This is a genomic window from Mesorhizobium sp. CA12 (genome assembly GCF_020165255.1).
Taxonomy (GTDB): domain Bacteria; phylum Pseudomonadota; class Alphaproteobacteria; order Rhizobiales; family Rhizobiaceae; genus Mesorhizobium.
On the sequence record NZ_JAIUHT010000006.1, the window covers coordinates 46,594 to 62,960 of the forward strand.

A 16,367-nucleotide genomic window follows, 5' to 3' on the forward strand; every position below is an offset into this window, starting at 1 on the left:
TCAAGGTTAATGCTTCATTTTGACTCTCCGGGGTCAGTAGCGTTCTGGAGAGTTCCGTGCATCGACGCGTTTCATTGCGGCTTGCCGCCGCCGCCGTTGCGAAAAAACGTTCCTTTCTTCCTCCTTTGGTGCTTGGGCTCGGTATTTGGATCGGCTTTCCGTCGGCCGTCGCCTACCAAGATATGGCAAGCCTGATCTCCGGCCTGGAATCGTCCGACACCCGCTGGAACGCCTATATCGAGAAATCCGCCGCCGGCTCGGTGCATGCCGCCGAAATGCCGTTTGTCGATTCCGTCACCACCGGCTCGCTGTCCGGTTCCGGCGTGAATTTGCCGGGGGTTGGCACCGTCGCCTTCCGCGGCAAGGGCAGCGCCGTGGGCGCGACGCCCGATGAGGATCGTGTCGTGCGCGCCGACAAGAAGGGCCGCATCGTCAAGGTGTCGCCAGTCGCGCCGCCCAAGAATTTCAGCGCCGGCTCGATTTTCGAGCGCACCTCCTCGCTGCTGCGTCCCGCGATGGACAGCGGCCTGAAGCTCACCTTCGCCAAGCCGGGCATCAAGGGCAAGGAAGTCCAGATCGCCCAGGCCTTCCATCTTCGCGAGGACAAGAGGCCTGATCCGGCGCTGCCGGCGGCACTTGTCGCTCTCGTCAACAACGACAAGCCGGACATCCTTGCCACGGCCTATGCCCAGTCCGCGCCCGACTACGCCAAGGCTTCGCCCTTCGAGGCGCTGCTGCAGGACGATCCCAACGATGGCCGCTTCATTCCGCCGATGGGCAAGGGCGACCATGCCTGGCTGCAGACTCCCCTGCCGGCAAGTGTCTTTTCCAAGCCCGAGCAGGCCTGCCTTGCCAAGGGCATCTATTTCGAGGCGCGCAGCGAGCCGGTCCGCGGCCAGGCGGCGGTGGCGCAGGTGATCCTCAACCGCGTCCGCAACCCGACCTATCCGAAGACGATCTGCGGCGTCGTCTACCAGAATGACAACTGGTTCAACCGCTGCCAGTTCTCCTTTGCCTGCGACGGCAGGAAGAAGACAATCACCGACCTGGCTTCCTACAAGACCGCCCAGGAGGTTGCCATGGCGGTGACCGCCGGCAAGATATTCATTCCCGAGGTCGGTTCTTCGACGCATTACTACGCCAATTACGTCCATCCGGGCTGGGCGCGGGCCATGCACAAGATGACCAGGATCGGCCTGCATATCTTCTACCGCACCTATGGCGGCGGCTGGAGCTGAGCCGCTAAAGCATGTCTCCCGAAAGTGGTAAGCGGTTTCGGGAAGACACGCGCGAAATCAAAAACTGAAGCGCGTGGAGCGAATCTGAAGGATCGCGACGCGCTTAGGCGGCTCAAGCTGAGCCGCCCAAACACCGCCCCAGCTATCCTCCCTCCGACGCCCGGCAATGCCTCGGCGGACGCGCCTTGTCGCGCGGATTCGCGCCGAGTCCTCACGCAGCCGTGAAGGGCACGATGTCGCACCTCGATAAACCATTGATTTAACTGCTGAAAATACATCGCTCGGAAGTTTGGCCCGTGGCTTGACGGGGGCGGACCCTCTAACTATGTTGCCGGCGACTTTAGAAGCGGACGGACGGCAATCGTCTGCCCGGGCAGGGGGGTTGCGATGGCCGACAAAACCGGGCCAGACGGAACCGGAGAAACCGGCCGCGGCAGGCAGCCAGAAGCCACCATCCGCGACGACGAACTTGAGCGCCGCCGACGCGACCTCGAAGCATCGCTTGCGACGAGACGCACGGACCGGTCCGAGGGGAAAGACGAAGCGAAAGCTGCGACCGGTTACGGTCAGGCGCTGAAGCTGTCCAGCGAGTTCATCGCCGGAGTGGTGGTCGGTGTCGGCTTGGGCTGGATCATCGACCGTCTGGCGGGAATAGCGCCCTGGGGTCTGATCGTCGGCCTGTTGCTGGGCTTTGGCGCAGGCATACTCAATGTCCTGCGCTCGGCGGGACTGGCATCGGAATTCGGCCAGGGCGGCAAGCCGCGCGAGCCGAGAGAATGAAGTGAGGCGCCGCAGGGCGCTAAAGTGAATTAAAAAGCCGTTTGTGGCTTTGACGGGGATTTAAAGTGGCTGCTGACAAGGTCGATCCGATCCACCAGTTCCAGATCCATCCGATCATCCCGCTGCATATCGGCGGCTACGACGTATCTTTCACCAACTCCTCTTTGTTCATGGTCGTGACGATCGTCCTGGCGTCCGCCTTTCTCTATATGAGCACCGCCAGCCGGGCCTTGATTCCCGGTCGCCTGCAGTCGGTGTCCGAAATGGCCTACGAATTCGTCGGCAACATGCTGCGCGATGCCGCGGGCAAGCAGGGCATGCAGTTCTTCCCGCTGGTGTTCTCGCTGTTCATGTTCGTGCTGGTCGCCAACCTGATCGGCCTGTTCCCTTATTTCTTCACCGTCACCAGCCACATCATCGTCACCTTCACGCTGGCGATCCTGGTCATCGGCACGGTCCTCGTCTACGGCTTCGCCAAGCACGGCTTCGGCTTCCTCAAGCTGTTCGTGCCGCATGGCGTGCCGGGCTATCTTCTGCCGCTGGTGGTGGCGATCGAAATCATCTCCTTCGTCTCGAGGCCTGTCAGCCTCTCGGTTCGTCTTTTCGCCAACATGCTGGCCGGCCACATCACGCTGAAAGTGTTCTCGGGCTTCGTCGTCAGCCTGAGCGCGTTTGGCGCCGTCGGTATCGCCGGCTCGGTGCTGCCGCTTGCCATGGCGGTCGCGCTCTCGGCGCTCGAGCTGCTGGTCGCCTTCCTGCAGGCCTATGTGTTCGCGGTGCTGACCTGCATGTATCTGAACGACGCCCTGCACCCGAGCCACTGATTTTCACCGGCGCCCCGGCGCCAGCTTACCCAACGTACCAACTTCAACGAACAGAGAAACCACAGGAGTTTTGAAATGGACGCAACTGCAGCAGCTGCTATCGGCGCTGGTATCGCCTGCATCGGCATGGGCGGCGCGGGCATCGGCCTCGGCAACATCTTCGGCAGCTACCTCTCGGGTGCGCTCCGCAACCCCTCGGCTGCCGACGGCCAGTTCGGCCGCCTGATCTTCGGCTTCGCGGTGACCGAAGCTCTGGGCATCTTCTCGCTCCTGATCGCTCTGCTCCTGGTCTTCAAGTAAGAGCCGGCGCTGACGAAAGGGGCCGCATGGTGCGGTCCGTTCTAGGGACAGGGGAATGAGATGTTCGTGACATCTGCCTATGCGCAAGAAGCAGCGCCGGCCGCGGCCGAGGGCGATACGCATGCCGGCACCGCCGTGCCTGCCGCGGAGCATGAAGCGTTCCCGCCGTTCGACGCCAAGACCTTCCCGTCGCAGATCCTGTGGCTGGTCATCACCTTCGGGCTCTTCTATCTGTTCCTGAAGCGGGTTGTGATGCCGCGTCTTGGCGGCATCATCGATGTCCGCAACGACCGCATCACCCAGGACCTCGACCATGCCGCAAGGCTGAAGGGCGAGGCGGACGCCGCGGTTGCTGCCTATGAGCAGGAACTGGCGGAAGCCAAGGTCAACGCCAACAAGATCGGCCAGCAGGCGAACGACGCCGCCAAGGCGCAAGCCGAGGGCACGCGCAAGAAGCTCGAGGCCGAGCTTGAGAAGAAACTTGGCGAGGCCGAGGCGAGCATCGCCTCGATCAAGGCCAAGGCGATGAAGGAAGTCGGCACTATCGCCGAGGACACGACCTCGGCCATCGTCGAGGCGCTTGTCGGCGGCAAGGCCGACAAGGCCGAAATCGCGGCCGCGGTCAAATCCGCGAGCCGGTGAGGAGCGGGATCATGGACGCCACATCACTCGCCACGCTCTGGGCCACCATCGCCCTGATCATCTTCCTCGGCGCCGTCGTCTATCTGAGGGTGCCGGGCATGCTTGCCAAGTCGCTCGACGCCCGCGCGGCCAAGATCAGCAGCGAGCTCGAAGAGGCACGGCGCCTGCGCGAGGAGGCCCAGCAGCTGCTGCGCCAGTATCAGCAGAAGCGCAAGGAAGCCGAGAAGGAGGCTGCCGACATCGTCGCTGCCGCCAAACGCGAGGCTGACTTGCTTGCCTCCGAGGCGGCCAAGAAGACCGAGGACTATGTCGCCCGGCGCACCGCGCTTGCCGAGCAGAAGATCAGCCAAGCCGAGCGCGAGGCGGTCAGCGAAGTGCGCGCCACCGCCGTCGACATCGCCGTCGAAGCCGCCCGCACGCTGCTCGCCGCCAAGGTCGACGTCAAGACCGGCGCGGATCTGTTCAAGTCGGCGCTCAATGATGTGAGGGCCAAGCTGAACTGAGCTGACTTCGAAACTTCGAACTCAAAAGCCGCCTGGGCAACCCGGCGGCTTTTGATGTTTGAAAAGGGAGCGCGGCGCCTGAACTGCTGATCTCCCCCCTTGTGGGGGAGATGCCCGGCAGGGCAGAGGGGGGCGCGAAGGATCGCGGCGTCTCATTCTGTGCGCTGGGTCGAGTGCAAACTGTGCGAGAAGTTCGTGCGACTGGCTGACAGGCTGGCGGGACAGCGGCCCCCTCTGTCCTGCCGGACATCTCCCCCACATTGGGGGAGATCAGCTAACTACTCCAGCCCGGCGAGGCTCTCTTCCTCTTCCGCCATGTCAGCCCCACCCAACCGGAACGGCGCGAACGAGGCCCGGTGGAGGCGTGCCACCGGCCCATGCGCCTCGATCGCGCTGCGGTGGCGGACCGTCGCGTAACCCATATGCACTTCGAAGCCGTAGTGCTCGTGATGTCCGCCGCAGCCGCACATCATGCGGTCGCGCATCACCTTGGCGACGATCGAGGCGGCGGCGATCGATTGCGAGCGCTGGTCGCCCTTGATGAGCGCGCGGCCTTCGCAGGCGAGACCTGGCGGTATGTCGCGGCCGTCGGCCAGGGCGAGCTTCGGCCGCAAAGACAGGCCGGCGGCAGCGCGGCGCATCGCTTCGAGGCTGGCTTTCAAAATGTTGCTGTTGTCGATGCCTTCGGCGCTGATCGAAGCCATCGAGATGCTGAGCGCCGAGCCGAGAATCTTGAGGAACAGCGCCTCGCGCTGCAAATGGGTGAGGCGCTTGGAATCGTCGAGCCCTTCGGGAATGTTGGCGGGGTTGAGCACCACCGCGGCGGCCACCACCGGACCGGCGAGCGGACCGCGGCCGGCCTCGTCCATGCCGGCGACCGGCCACAGCCCGTCTGCTATCGCTTTCGTCTCGATCGAGAAGTCGGGCTTCTCGACCATTTCAAAGAGAAGCGGAGAATCGGAACGCGCGCGAGCCATGGTGCGGCGAGGTTCGCATCGGCTCCGATTCTCCGCAAGTCCTTCCGAGTCGGATGGGGCGTCGGACCGGGGAAGGCACCGTCTCACAGCCGGGGACAGGGGCCGGACGGGATTTCGAAACAAATGGCAATTCCAGACCGAAAATCGCTTTGCCTGGAAGTGCTTGGCGCCGGCCGTCATGGCCGGTGCTGGCGTCAAAGCAGCATCAGCTGCTCGCCGGCACTGGCGCCTGCGACGAATTGGTCGGTGCGAAGCTGCCGCCGCTCGACATTGAGGCCGAGCCGCTTGGCGGCGATCTCGAAGCGCCGGCCGATCTGCCAGGCATAGGGACCGGCGCCCTTCATGCGCTTGCCCCATTCGGAATCGTAATCCTTGCCGTCGCGCATCGAGCGGATCAGCGACATCACATGCCGGTAGCGGTCAGGATAATGGCGCAACAGCCAGTCCTTGAAGATCGGCGCCACTTCGAGCGGCAGGCGCAGGATGACGTAGCCGGCCTCCCGCGCGCCGGCGGCTCTAGCCGAATCGAGGATGCGCTCCATCTCCGGATCGGTAAGCCCCGGAATGATCGGTGCCACCATGACCGATGCCGGGATGCCGGCGTCCGAAAGCTGCCTGATCGCCTCCAGCCGCTTCGTCGGCGTCGAGGCGCGTGGCTCCATCGTTCTCGCCAGCATGCGGTCGAGCGTCGTCACCGACAGCGCCACCTTGGCAAGGCCGCGCTCGGCCATGCGCGACAGGATGTCGATGTCGCGTGTCACCAGCGCCGACTTGGTGACGATGCCGACCGGATGGCCGCGCGCTTCCAGCACTTCCAGGATCTCGCGCATGATGCGGTATTGCTTCTCGATCGGCTGGTAGGGATCGGTGTTGGTGCCGATAGCGATCGTGCGCGGCTGGTAGCCCGGTTTTGACAATTCCCTGTCCAGCATGCGCGCGGCATCCGGCTTGGCGAACAGCTTCGATTCGAAATCGAGCCCCGGCGACAGGCCCATGAAGGCATGCGTCGGCCTGGCGAAGCAGTAGACGCAGCCATGCTCGCAGCCGCGATAGGGGTTGATCGAACGGTCGAAGGAGATGTCAGGCGACTCGTTGCGCGTGATAATGGTGCGCGGCTTCTCGACCTGCACTTCCGTCTTGAACGGCGGCAGTTCCTCCAGCGAGTTCCAGCCGTCGTCGAAGACATGCCGGCTGACCGGCTCGAACCGGCCGGACGGGTTGATCCCGGCCGAGCGGCCGCGATTGCGGTCGGGCCGCACGCGCATGCCGCTCTGCTCGATCATCGCATTTGCCATTTCGGCTCTTCCTGCTCCGAAAGCGGCAATGTCGGCGCGCACGATCTGTTCCATTTTCGCCCTCTCCCAGGGACTGTCGGCAGGCTGTCGAATCGCTCTGTTCATGAAACTATTCCTATTTTGCCGAAGAGAACAAAGCAAGAACTTTTCGCTTGAAGCGCACAACTGGCGCATCGCCGCACTTTCCGCTATTCGGCTAAAATGCTCAGCGTCCTTATCGAAACCCGCAACGACGAAGAGGGGCTTGCCCGTACGCTCGCCTCGCTGGTCGGCGGCGCGGTCGAAGGCGTCGTGCGCGACGTGATCGTCTGCGATCAAGGCTCGACCGATCAGACGCACCGGGTGGCCGAGCATGCCGGCTGCCACTATGCGACCGGCGGGATCGGCACCGGTATTGGCCAGGCCAAGGGCGACTGGCTGCTCCTGCTCGAGCCGGGCGCGCGGCTCGCCGAGGGCTGGATCGACGAAGTCGTGGCGCACACGGCGAAACAGACCATGCCGGCGCGCTTTTCACGCGCCCGCGCCAACCGTGCGCCTTTCCTGGCCAGGGTGTTCTCGAGCAATCGTCCGCTGGCCGAGGGGCTTGTCATCAGCAAGCGTCAGGCCTCGGCTCTGGCAAAGAGCGCGCGCAGCGCCGAAGCCCTGGCGCGCGGCCTGGCGACCAGAAGGCTGAACGCCGAAATCTGGATCGCGCCGCCGAAATGATGCCCCGCCGTGCCGGCCGGGGCGCCTTAACTGAGCTTTAAGAGGTTGGCTTGCCGCCGCGCCTGAGATGCTCGTCCAGCCGCGGCATGATCTCGACGAAGTTGCAGGGCATGTGCCGATAGTCGAGCTGCGCCTTGATGATGCCATCCCAGGCGTCCTTGCAGGCGCCGGGCGAGCCCGGCAGCACGAAGACGAAGGTGGCGTTGACGACGCCCCCGGTCGCCCGGCTCTGGATCGTTGAAGTGCCGATCTTGTCGTAGGAGATGCGGTGAAAGACTTCCGAAAAGCCGTCCATGCGCTTTTCGAAGATCGGCTCCAGCGCCTCCGGCGTCACGTCGCGGCCGGTGAAGCCGGTGCCGCCGGTGGTGATGACGACATCGATGTTTTCGTCCTTCGACCAGCCAAGCACCTTGTCGCGGATCTTTTCGCGGTCGTCGGTGACAATATCGCGCGCGGCAAGGCTGTGGCCGGCTTCCGCGATGCGGTCGGCCAGCGTCTGTCCGGATTTGTCGTCGGCGAGGCCGCGCGTGTCGGAGACGGTAAGCACGGCGATGCGCACCGGAATGAAGGGCCGGCTTTCGTCAAGCTTCGCCATCGCTCACCTCCATGCTGCGCGTCGCGGCAACGAACCAGTCGGGGTGGCGGGCGCGGATCTCGATCGCCGCGCGCTTTGCGACATTGCCGGTCTCGAACAGGCCGAAGCAGGTGGCGCCCGAGCCGGACATGCGCGCGAACGCGGCGTCGGCTTTTTTCAATGCCTTGAGCGCCTCGCCGATCGCAGGTTCGATCGAACGCGCGGCAGGCTCAAGATCGTTGCGCGTCGTCTCCAGCCAGTTGCGGATCGTGTGGAAATCGAGGCGCTTAGGCAGCGGCGGCAGCGCCTCGTTGTCGCGGCTGGAGAGCGCCTTGAACACGTCCGGCGTCGAGACCGCGATGCCCGGATTGACCAGCACCAGCCCAAGCGCAGGAAAGGCGGATAGCGGCGAGACTTCATCGCCGATACCGCGTGCGATCAGCGGCTTTGATTTGAGGCACATCGGCAGGTCGGCACCGAGCGAAAGCCCGATCCGGGCCAGCGAATTGTCGTCAATATCGAGCTTCCAGAGCCGCGCCAGAGTGTTAAGCGCGGCCGCCGCGTTGCTCGAGCCGCCGCCGACTCCGGAGGCGATGGGCAGGTTCTTCTCCAGCCGGATGGCGACCGGCGATCCCTGTTGCATGCCGGCTTCCCGGCGCAAGGCATCGCGCGCCTTCACCACCAGATTGTCGCCGTCGAGCGGCAGCCCGGCGGCATAACGGCCGGATACCGAGAAGTCATCCTGCTCGGCCCGCTCGATCTCGAGCCGGTCGCCGAAGCGGGTGAAGACGGCAAGGCTGTCGATGAGATGATAGCCGTCGGCGCGCTGTCCGATGACATGCAGCGCCAGGTTGATCTTGGCAGGCGCAAGCCACGTCCGGACCTCTGTGCCGGGCTCCAGGATGTCGGCTGCTGGCGAGATGGGATCAGTCCTTGGCGAGACGATATTCGCCGGTCTTGGGGTCCTTGACCAGCGTGCCCGTCGTGCCGTTCGCCGCCTGTCTTTCGGTACGCCGGATCTTGGCCGTCACGCGTTCGGCCTCGCGCACGAAAGCGCGGTAGCCAAAGTAAGCGGCGGCGCCGACAACGGCGAAGAAAATGATCTGCGGCATCTCTAAAACTCCTCCCGCGTCCTCGCGGCAAGGCCGGCCGAATGGGTCGGTCAAGCGGCCATGCTAGCCGCATTCATGGCTTTTTCAAAGCCCGAAGCGCGCCCACAGCGCGCGCTCTTCCGCCGCATCGAGGACGCCGCTGGCGGCGGCCGCCGCGATATCCGGCGCCGAAACGCGCGAGCCGAACAGGCCGAAACGGCCGAACAGACCGCGCGGCGCGGTTATCAGCTTGAGCTGCGTCTTCTCGCCGAAACGGGTCTTGAGCACGCTACGCATATCGCCCAGCGCATCGACAAGGCCGAGCTCGAGGCCGCGCTTGGCGGTCCAGAACAGGCCGGTGAACAGGTCCGGGTCGTCCTTGAGCTTGCTGCCGCGCCGTTCCTTGACGAGGTCGATGAAGGTCTCGTGCACTTCGAGCTGCAGCGCCTTCAGCCGTTCGACGTCCTCCTCCTTCTCGGGCTTGAACGGATCGAGCACGGCCTTGTTCTGGCCGGCGGTGTGAACGCGCCGCTCGACGCCGATCTTCTTCATCAGTTCGGGGAAGCCGAAAGAGGCCGAGACCACGCCGATCGAGCCGACGATCGAGGACGGGTCGGCGAAGATCTCGTCGCCGGCAACCGCGATCATGTAGCCGCCCGAGGCCGCCACGTCCTCGACGAAGACCAGCACCTTCTTGTTCTTTTCCGCCGCCAGGTCGCGGATGCGCTTGAAGATCAGACGCGACTGCACCGCTGAGCCGCCCGGCGAATTGATCGAGATGGCGACCGCCGGCGCGTCGAAGCCGAACGCCTTTTCGATCAGGCCGGCCGTCGAGGCGAGCGACAGGCTCGGCCGGAACTGGCCTCCGCCGGCCATGATGGGGCCTTGCAGCCGGATGACCGGAATGGTGACGACTGTCGAGCGCCAGGATTTCGGCAGCAGGCGGTTGAAAAGGCGTTTCACGAACGATTGTCTCCGGACAAAAGGCAAAGGAGCAAGATGAGATCAGGTCGGTTGGTCTGTTTCACGGTCGCGGCATCATCCTGCTTGGGCATGTAAGGAACTCGCCGGCCAACGGCAATGCCGCATCGCCGGCCAGTGCATGTCGCGCAAAAGTGTGCAGCGGTTTTGCGAAAAAGACATGCATAAAACAAAAACTTGAAGCGCGTCGCTAGAATCCATTTCAACGCGACGCGCTTCAAGGATCAATCGCCGAACAGCGATGCCAGGCCGTTATTGATCATTTCCGTCCGCTCCGCCGGCCCGTTGCCGGACGGCCCGTGCAAGATGAGCGGCGGGCGGATCGACAATTTTCCGCGCGCGCCGAGCACCGCCCTGACGACGATGCGGATCGCCGCCGCATCCGGCCGCGGATGCACGCACAGCAACTCGGCATCGCCGAAGCGTCCCTCGATCGCGTCCAGGATGGCAACCAACTGCTCGGGCCGCGCGATGACGGCCAGCCCGCCGCGCGGCCTGGCGACGGCGGCGGCGCTCCTGATCCAGCGCTCGAACAGGCCGTCCTCCGCCACATGCGCCTCTCTGCGCAACGCGTCGGGCGTCGAGCGATCCTCGGCCGCGTTGAACGGCGGGTTCATGATGACGAAGTCGAAGGAGTTGTCGGCAAGCCCGGCCTCGGTCCGCGCTCGACCGGTCAGCGTCACGTCGGCGGTCAGCACCGAGGCGCGGTCGCCGAGATGGCCATTGCCGGGATGCGAAAGCGTGGCAGTGGCGAACCCGGCCATTTCGGCGGAGCGCTCGACGAGCACGGCCTGCGCCGCCGGACAGCGCGACAACACGGCAAGGGCGGCGGCGCCGGCGCCCGCGCCGAAATCGGCGAGCCGGCCGGAAAAGCCGGACGGCACGGCGGCCGCCAGCATCATGGCGTCCATGCCGGCGCGATGACCGCCGCGGCTCGGCTGCACCAGCCAGAAGCGCCCGCGATGGAAGGCATCGATCGTGTGCGCCGGCGTATCCGGGACGGGGGCGGTGCTGGCTCCCATTATTTTTTGCGGATCTCGTTCTCGATGCCGGCATCCTTGAGGATGCGCCGTGCGGCATCGACCTTTTCGGCATCGACCATCACGCGCCGCGGCAGGATGCCGAGCGAACCGTCGAGCACGCTCATATTCTGGTCGGCGACGAAACAGGCGATGCCGGCATCGCGCATCAGCGATTCGACAAAGGAGATGACGACGGCGTCGTTGGTGCGGACAAGCTCGATCATGAAACGAAAATCGCAGGTTGTGGCGTTCGTGTAAACGTGCGCGTGGACACTCTGTCGGCGGAGCCGCGCTAATTCGCCTCTTGCCGTGCCCGGTTGCGCCGCCCTAGAGTCGGCGAGGGACCAAGGGTGCGTCAGATTGACGGGAGTTGTCGTGGTGGGTGTCGTTCTCAACATCGAAGGCAAGCGGGAACCCGCTTCCATCAAGGATTTGATCGATCTGACAGTCGCCGATATGGGGCGGGTCAACGAGCTGATCCTGTCCAAGGCCGGCTCCGACGTCGAGATGATCCCGGAGATCGCCAATCATCTGATCTCCTCCGGCGGCAAGCGGCTCAGGCCCATGCTCACGCTCGCCGCCGCGCAGATGTTCGGCTATTCCGGTGAAGGCCATGTCAAGCTCGCCACGGCGGTCGAGTTCATGCACACGGCGACGCTGCTGCATGACGACGTGGTCGACGAGAGCGCGCTACGCCGCGGCAAGAAGACGGCGCGCATGATCTGGGGCAACCAGGCGAGCGTGCTCGTCGGCGATTTCCTGCTCGGCCAGGCCTTCCGCATGATGGTCGAGGTCGGTTCGCTGGAAGCCTTGGACATTCTGTCGGCCGCGGCCTCGATCATCGCCGAGGGCGAGGTGATGCAGCTTGCCGCCGCCAAGAACCTCGAGACCACCGAGGACGAGCATTTCGCCGTCATCAAGGCCAAGACGGCGGCGCTGTTCTCGGCCGCCGCCGAAGTCGGGCCGGTCATCGCCCAGGCCTCGCGCACCGATCGCGCCGCGCTTCGCTCCTACGGCATGAATCTCGGCCTTGCCTTCCAGCTCATCGACGACGCGCTGGACTATGGCGGCTCGAGCAAGGATCTCGGCAAGAATGTCGGCGACGATTTCCGCGAAGGCAAGGTGACGCTGCCGGTGATCCTCGCCTACCGGCGCGGCACCAAGGCCGAGCGCACCTTCTGGAAGCGCGCCATCGAGGACAACGTCGCCGACGATGCCGGGCTTGAAAAGGCGATCGGCCTGATGGCCCGCCACGGCGCCATCGCCGATACGATCGGCCGCGCCCGCCATTTCGGCGAGATCGCCCGCGACGCGCTGGCCCCGCTGGAGGCGACGCCGCAGAAGTCGGCTTTGATCGACGTGATCGATTTCTGCATCAGCCGCGTCAACTGAGCCCTTCGGCCTGCCTGCATGCCCTGCATCCGCCGGGAAGGGCGCCTGTGAATCCCGCGCCGGCCGTCTCGACAAACGGCGGTCCGGCAAATTATCTATAAAATATGGCCAGCAAAGAAGACACGATCGCCGTCCGCATCAGCAAGGAACTGGCGGACCGCATCATTTCGGGCGCCATCGAGCCCGGCTCGCGGCTGCGCCAGGACCATGTCGCCGAGGAATTCAACACCAGCCATGTGCCCGTGCGCGAGGCCTTCCGGCGCCTGGAGGCTCAAGGATTGGCGATCGGCGAACCGCGCCGCGGCGTGCGCGTCGCCTCTTTCGATCTCGGCGAGGTCAGAGAGGTGGCCGAGATGCGGGCGGCGCTCGAAGTGCTGGCGCTGCGCCATGCCGTGCCGCATCTGACGGCGTCGATCCTCGATCAAGCCGAGGAGGCGACCAAGGCCGGCGACAAATCCCGCGACGTGCGCTCCTGGGAAGAGGCCAATCGCACCTTCCACCGGCTGATCCTGGCGCCCTGCAGCATGCCGCGCCTGCTCTCCACCATCGACGACCTGCATGCCGCGAGCGCGCGCTTCCTGTTCGCGGCCTGGCGCTCGGAATGGGAAATCCGCACCGACCAGGATCACCGGGCGATCCTGAGCGCCCTGAGACAAGGCAATACCGAATCGGCCGCCGCGACACTCGGGCGGCACGTGCAATGGATCGGCCAGAAGCCGGTCAAGACCGCTTCCGGCAAGACCCGCGACGCCTTCGCCATCGTGGGGTAGCGGACCCCGTCGCATCGCGGTCGGCGTCGACATCACGCTTCGGCACAATCCGTTACGACCCAGATCGTCTGTATCCGCCATCTGTTCGCAAGCCGTGTCGCAGCCGGACTTGCCATCTCCGCGAAAATATGGATTCGATAATAGATGAAGTCGAAAAATTATCTATAATTCACGCGAGCCAAGGAAGACACCGTGACCAACGCAGCCGTTTCGACGTACAAGCCCTCCTTCAGCCCGTTGCGGCTGCACAGCCGTTCGCTCGCCTGGCAGATCGGCGCCGTGATCCTCGGTTCGCTGTTCCTGGCGCTGTCGTCCTATATCGAGGTGCCGATGGTGCCGGTTCCGGTCACCATGCAGACCTTCGCCGTCACACTGGTCGGCGCGCTTTATGGCCGGCGCTTCGGTGCGCTGACCATCGCCGCCTGGCTCGTCGAGGGCGCGGCAGGGTTTCCGGTGCTGGCGGGCGGAGCGGCCGGAATACAACATTTCGTTGGCCCGACCGGTGGCTATCTCTTCGCTTTCCCGGTCGTCGGCGCTGTCGTCGGCTGGCTGGCCGAACGCGGCTGGAACGGCAACCGCGTCATGCTTGCCTTCGCTGCCATGCTCATCGGCAACCTGCTCTGCCTGGTTCTGGGCACCGCCTGGCTTGCCGTCATGATCGGCGCTGAAAAGGCCATTACCTTCGGCTTCGTGCCCTTCATCGTCGGCGGCCTGCTCAAGTCGGCGCTGGGCGCGGCGACGCTGAAGCTCTTTTCCACCTATCGTGCGGAGCAAGGCGACCGCTCGTCCGGGACGCGATGACCGTCAAGCTGCGCGCCCATCATCTGCTCTGCCTGCTGACCTATGTCGGCAAGGGCTACTCGCCGGCCTTCACCGCCAATTACGACAAGGTGGTGAAGCGGCTGGGCGAGGGCGAGGCGGTGGTGATCGTTGCCGGTCCGGACGATGTATGCGCCCCGCTGCTCGGCGAGCCGGAGCCGCATTGCCTGCGCGAGAGCGCCGCCGAGCGGGACCGGATGGCGGCGCGCGATGTCGGCGCTCTCCTCGGGCGGCCGATCCAGGCCGGAGACCGGTTGGTGCTGGACGCCCACAAACTGGCGGGGATGCGCAAGGCTTTTTCCGCCGGCCTGACGCGCCAGGCGTGCTCCGGCTGCGAATGGTCCGGCCTGTGCGATACGGTTGCCGCCAGCGGATTCAGCGATACCTATCTGTAGGCAATCCGATGCCGCATATGGGCTTCCCGGGCTCCGCGCGGGATTTTCGCTGGCGCGGCATCGTTTTTTAAGCCGGATGATTGCATTGTGATTCGCCCGGCAATTGAAGCCTGACCCCAAAAAGGCCATGCTTTGACCGGAAAAGAGCGAGTCTGTGGGCGGTCCGCCAAGGGCGGGATCGCATCTGGCTGAAAGGGATACGATGCGGCAAGGACGTGCGCGCTGGCTGACGAGGCTGGCATTTTTGACCGGTGTGGCGCTTTGGGTGCTGCCGGTCCAGGCCAAGGAAGAGGCCCGACCGCTCCAGATCACGTCTTTCTCGGGCGCCTATCTCGCGGCTCATATCGCCGAAAGCGACAACGATCTCGACGACGCGATCGCCTATTACAAGCAGGCGCTGGCCTTTGCGCCGAACGACAAGGAATTGCAGCAGAGCCTGATGCTGGCTCTGGTCGCGCAAGGCCGCTTCGAGGAATCGCTCGTCTATGCCGACAAGCTGAAGGAAGTGCCGGACGTCGAGCGCTTCTCGCGCCTGGCTCTGGCCATCGATTCCTTCCACAAGAAGGACTACGCCAAGGCGCAGTACTGGCTGAAGCTCTCGCTGGAATCCGATCTCGACCGGCTGCTCTCGGGCGTCATGGACGGCTGGGCCAAGGAAGGTGCCGGCAACGCCTCCGAGGCCATGGACTCCATCGACAAGCTCAAGGGCCCGGACTGGTTCGGCCTGTTCAAATCATTCCACCGCGCGCTGATCGCCGACGCCGCCGGCCTGAACGACAAGGCCGAGGAACTCTACGCCGCCACCATGGCCGATACGGCGGCCGGCGGCTCCGCGCCCGAAACCTGGATGCGCAACGCCCAGGCCTATGCCTCGTTCCTGGTCCGCAAGGGCGACAAGTCGAAGGCGCTGGCGGTGTTGAACCAGGCCGAGGCCTTCGCGCCGGGCAAGCTCGAAATCACCACGCTGCGCGACCGCATCAGCAAGGGCGACAAGATCGAGCCGCTCGTCACCGGTCCGGCCGACGGCGCATCCGAAATCCTGCTTGACCTTGCCACCGCGCTTAACCGCGGCGGCGGCGAGCCTTTCGTGCGGCTCTATCTGCAATATGCCCTGGCGCTGAAGCCGGACAGCGACGCAGCCCTTGTGCAGCTTGCCGCCGTGGCCGAGCAGCTTAAGGACGGCGAAGGCGCCGTCTCGCTCTACCGCCGCATTCCGGCGTCCTCGCCGCTGAAGGAGCTCTCCGACCTGCAGATCGGCCTCAACCTTGCCGATCTCGACAAGCATGACGAGGCGATTTCGCATCTCAAGGCCTATCTCGACAGACATCCGGACGACATGCGCGCCTATCTGGCGCTTGGCGGCGTCTATGGCTCGAAGGAAGATTTCCGCTCGGCCGCCAGTCTCTACGACAAGGCTGTCGAGCAGCTGAAGACGCCGACTGCCGCCAACTGGAACATCTTCTACCAGCGCGGCATCGCCTATGAGCGGCTGAAGGAATGGCCGAAGGCGGAACCCAATTTCCGCAAGGCGCTGGAGCTGCAGCCCGACCAGCCGCAGGTCATGAACTATCTCGGCTATTCCTGGGTCGACATGAACATGAACCTCAAGGAAGGCCTGGCGATGATCCAGAAGGCCGTGGATCTGCGGCCGAACGACGGCTACATCGTCGATTCGCTGGGCTGGGCCTATTTCCGCATGGGCCGCTTCGACGACGCCGTGCGCGAGATGGAGCGCGCCGTCTCGCTGAAGCCCGAGGATCCGGTCCTCAACGATCATCTCGGCGATGCCTACTGGCGCGTCGGCCGCAAGCTCGAGGCCACCTATCAGTGGACGCAGGCACGCGACCTGAAGCCCGATCCGGATGTGCTCGCCACTTTGCAGCAGAAGCTGCTCAAGGGCCTGCCGCCGATCGAATCCAACACCGCGCAGGAAACCCCCAAAGTGAAGCCGGAGCCGACGCCCGCGCCGAAAGGCTGAGCGCTTTTCGTCGACATGAAGAATGCGGGGCTCATCGAGCCCCGTTTTCGTTTCGGCTCGGCGTCTGCCGAGCTCGGGCCT

At 64.6% G+C, this 16,367-nt stretch carries 20 protein-coding genes; 12 read left to right on the forward strand and 8 right to left on the reverse strand.

The window, feature by feature from the left end; all coding sequences use genetic code 11:
- Window positions 1–56: 56 nt before the first annotated feature.
- The 6 genes from LB520_RS12120 (at window position 57) to LB520_RS12145 (ending at window position 4,287) form a co-directional block, all read left to right on the forward strand.
- The gene (locus LB520_RS12120) at window positions 57–1,238 is read left to right on the forward strand and encodes a cell wall hydrolase (RefSeq protein ID WP_224601281.1); all 1,182 of its coding nucleotides are present in this window, start codon (window positions 57–59) and stop codon (window positions 1,236–1,238) included.
- Window positions 1,239–1,625: 387 nt separating this feature from the next.
- The gene (locus tag LB520_RS12125) at window positions 1,626–2,018 is read left to right on the forward strand and encodes an AtpZ/AtpI family protein (RefSeq protein ID WP_095768724.1); all 393 of its coding nucleotides are present in this window, start codon (window positions 1,626–1,628) and stop codon (window positions 2,016–2,018) included.
- 65 nt (window positions 2,019–2,083) lie between these two features.
- Window positions 2,084–2,842, forward strand: coding sequence for a F0F1 ATP synthase subunit A (locus tag LB520_RS12130; RefSeq protein WP_095768723.1), 759 nt, complete (start codon window positions 2,084–2,086; stop codon window positions 2,840–2,842).
- Window positions 2,843–2,917: 75 nt separating this feature from the next.
- Window positions 2,918–3,142, forward strand: coding sequence for a F0F1 ATP synthase subunit C (locus LB520_RS12135; protein WP_027164582.1), 225 nt, complete (start codon window positions 2,918–2,920; stop codon window positions 3,140–3,142).
- A gap of 60 nt (window positions 3,143–3,202) precedes the next feature.
- Window positions 3,203–3,784, forward strand: a complete 582-nt coding sequence (locus LB520_RS12140) for a F0F1 ATP synthase subunit B (protein ID WP_095768722.1) — start codon at window positions 3,203–3,205, stop codon at window positions 3,782–3,784.
- An 11-nt stretch (window positions 3,785–3,795) separates the two neighbouring features.
- Window positions 3,796–4,287 carry a F0F1 ATP synthase subunit B gene (locus tag LB520_RS12145; protein ID WP_224637659.1) on the forward strand — a complete coding sequence of 164 codons (492 nt, stop codon included), beginning with the start codon at window positions 3,796–3,798 and terminating at the stop codon, window positions 4,285–4,287.
- Window positions 4,288–4,565: 278 nt separating this feature from the next.
- Here the strand turns inward: LB520_RS12145 and LB520_RS12150 are convergent, their stop codons facing one another.
- Both LB520_RS12150 and LB520_RS12155 read right to left on the reverse strand, forming a co-directional pair.
- The gene (locus tag LB520_RS12150; RefSeq protein ID WP_224637660.1) at window positions 4,566–5,264 is read right to left on the reverse strand and encodes a ribonuclease HII; all 699 of its coding nucleotides are present in this window, start codon (window positions 5,262–5,264) and stop codon (window positions 4,566–4,568) included.
- A 194-nt stretch (window positions 5,265–5,458) separates the two neighbouring features.
- Entirely contained in the window at window positions 5,459–6,613 is a 1,155-nt protein-coding gene (locus LB520_RS12155) for a PA0069 family radical SAM protein (protein WP_224632474.1), read from the reverse strand.
- Between the two features lie 147 nt (window positions 6,614–6,760).
- Between LB520_RS12155 and LB520_RS12160 the strand changes: the two genes are divergently transcribed.
- Complete coding sequence (locus tag LB520_RS12160; protein ID WP_224637661.1) at window positions 6,761–7,264, forward strand: glycosyltransferase; 504 nt, start codon at window positions 6,761–6,763, stop codon at window positions 7,262–7,264.
- A 37-nt stretch (window positions 7,265–7,301) separates the two neighbouring features.
- Here the strand turns inward: LB520_RS12160 and moaB are convergent, their stop codons facing one another.
- The 6 genes from moaB to LB520_RS12190 form a co-directional block, all read right to left on the reverse strand.
- Window positions 7,302–7,859 carry a molybdenum cofactor biosynthesis protein B gene (moaB, locus tag LB520_RS12165; RefSeq protein WP_224630479.1) on the reverse strand — a complete coding sequence of 186 codons (558 nt, stop codon included), beginning with the start codon at window positions 7,857–7,859 and terminating at the stop codon, window positions 7,302–7,304.
- Window positions 7,846–8,739 (reverse strand): 4-(cytidine 5'-diphospho)-2-C-methyl-D-erythritol kinase, encoded by an 894-nt coding sequence (locus LB520_RS12170; protein ID WP_224637800.1) that lies wholly within the window; start codon window positions 8,737–8,739, stop codon window positions 7,846–7,848. The genes moaB and LB520_RS12170 overlap by 14 nt, the downstream gene beginning before the upstream one ends.
- A gap of 25 nt (window positions 8,740–8,764) precedes the next feature.
- A complete protein-coding gene (locus LB520_RS12175; RefSeq protein ID WP_095768715.1) occupies window positions 8,765–8,950 on the reverse strand; it encodes an NfeD family protein in 186 nt (61 codons plus the stop codon).
- A gap of 84 nt (window positions 8,951–9,034) precedes the next feature.
- Window positions 9,035–9,892 carry a S49 family peptidase gene (locus LB520_RS12180; RefSeq protein WP_095768714.1) on the reverse strand — a complete coding sequence of 286 codons (858 nt, stop codon included), beginning with the start codon at window positions 9,890–9,892 and terminating at the stop codon, window positions 9,035–9,037.
- 242 nt (window positions 9,893–10,134) lie between these two features.
- The gene (locus LB520_RS12185; protein ID WP_224605272.1) at window positions 10,135–10,932 is read right to left on the reverse strand and encodes a tRNA1(Val) (adenine(37)-N6)-methyltransferase; all 798 of its coding nucleotides are present in this window, start codon (window positions 10,930–10,932) and stop codon (window positions 10,135–10,137) included.
- Entirely contained in the window at window positions 10,932–11,156 is a 225-nt protein-coding gene (locus LB520_RS12190) for a DUF2007 domain-containing protein (protein ID WP_027164594.1), read from the reverse strand. Before LB520_RS12190 ends, LB520_RS12185 begins: the two co-directional genes overlap by 1 nt.
- A gap of 154 nt (window positions 11,157–11,310) precedes the next feature.
- Here LB520_RS12190 and LB520_RS12195 point away from each other — a divergent pair, with 154 nt between their 5' ends.
- The 5 genes from LB520_RS12195 (at window position 11,311) to LB520_RS12215 (ending at window position 16,286) form a co-directional block, all read left to right on the forward strand.
- Window positions 11,311–12,324 (forward strand): polyprenyl synthetase family protein, encoded by a 1,014-nt coding sequence (locus tag LB520_RS12195; RefSeq protein WP_224637801.1) that lies wholly within the window; start codon window positions 11,311–11,313, stop codon window positions 12,322–12,324.
- A 104-nt stretch (window positions 12,325–12,428) separates the two neighbouring features.
- Entirely contained in the window at window positions 12,429–13,094 is a 666-nt protein-coding gene (locus LB520_RS12200; protein ID WP_224637662.1) for a GntR family transcriptional regulator, read from the forward strand.
- 192 nt (window positions 13,095–13,286) lie between these two features.
- On the forward strand, window positions 13,287–13,895 hold the full coding sequence (locus LB520_RS12205; protein WP_224637663.1) for a biotin transporter BioY: 609 nt from the start codon (window positions 13,287–13,289) through the stop codon (window positions 13,893–13,895).
- On the forward strand, window positions 13,892–14,308 hold the full coding sequence (locus LB520_RS12210) for a DUF1284 domain-containing protein (protein ID WP_224637664.1): 417 nt from the start codon (window positions 13,892–13,894) through the stop codon (window positions 14,306–14,308). Before LB520_RS12205 ends, LB520_RS12210 begins: the two co-directional genes overlap by 4 nt.
- Before the next feature lie 202 nt (window positions 14,309–14,510).
- A complete protein-coding gene (locus LB520_RS12215; RefSeq protein WP_140845820.1) occupies window positions 14,511–16,286 on the forward strand; it encodes a tetratricopeptide repeat protein in 1,776 nt (591 codons plus the stop codon).
- Window positions 16,287–16,367: the final 81 nt, after the last annotated feature.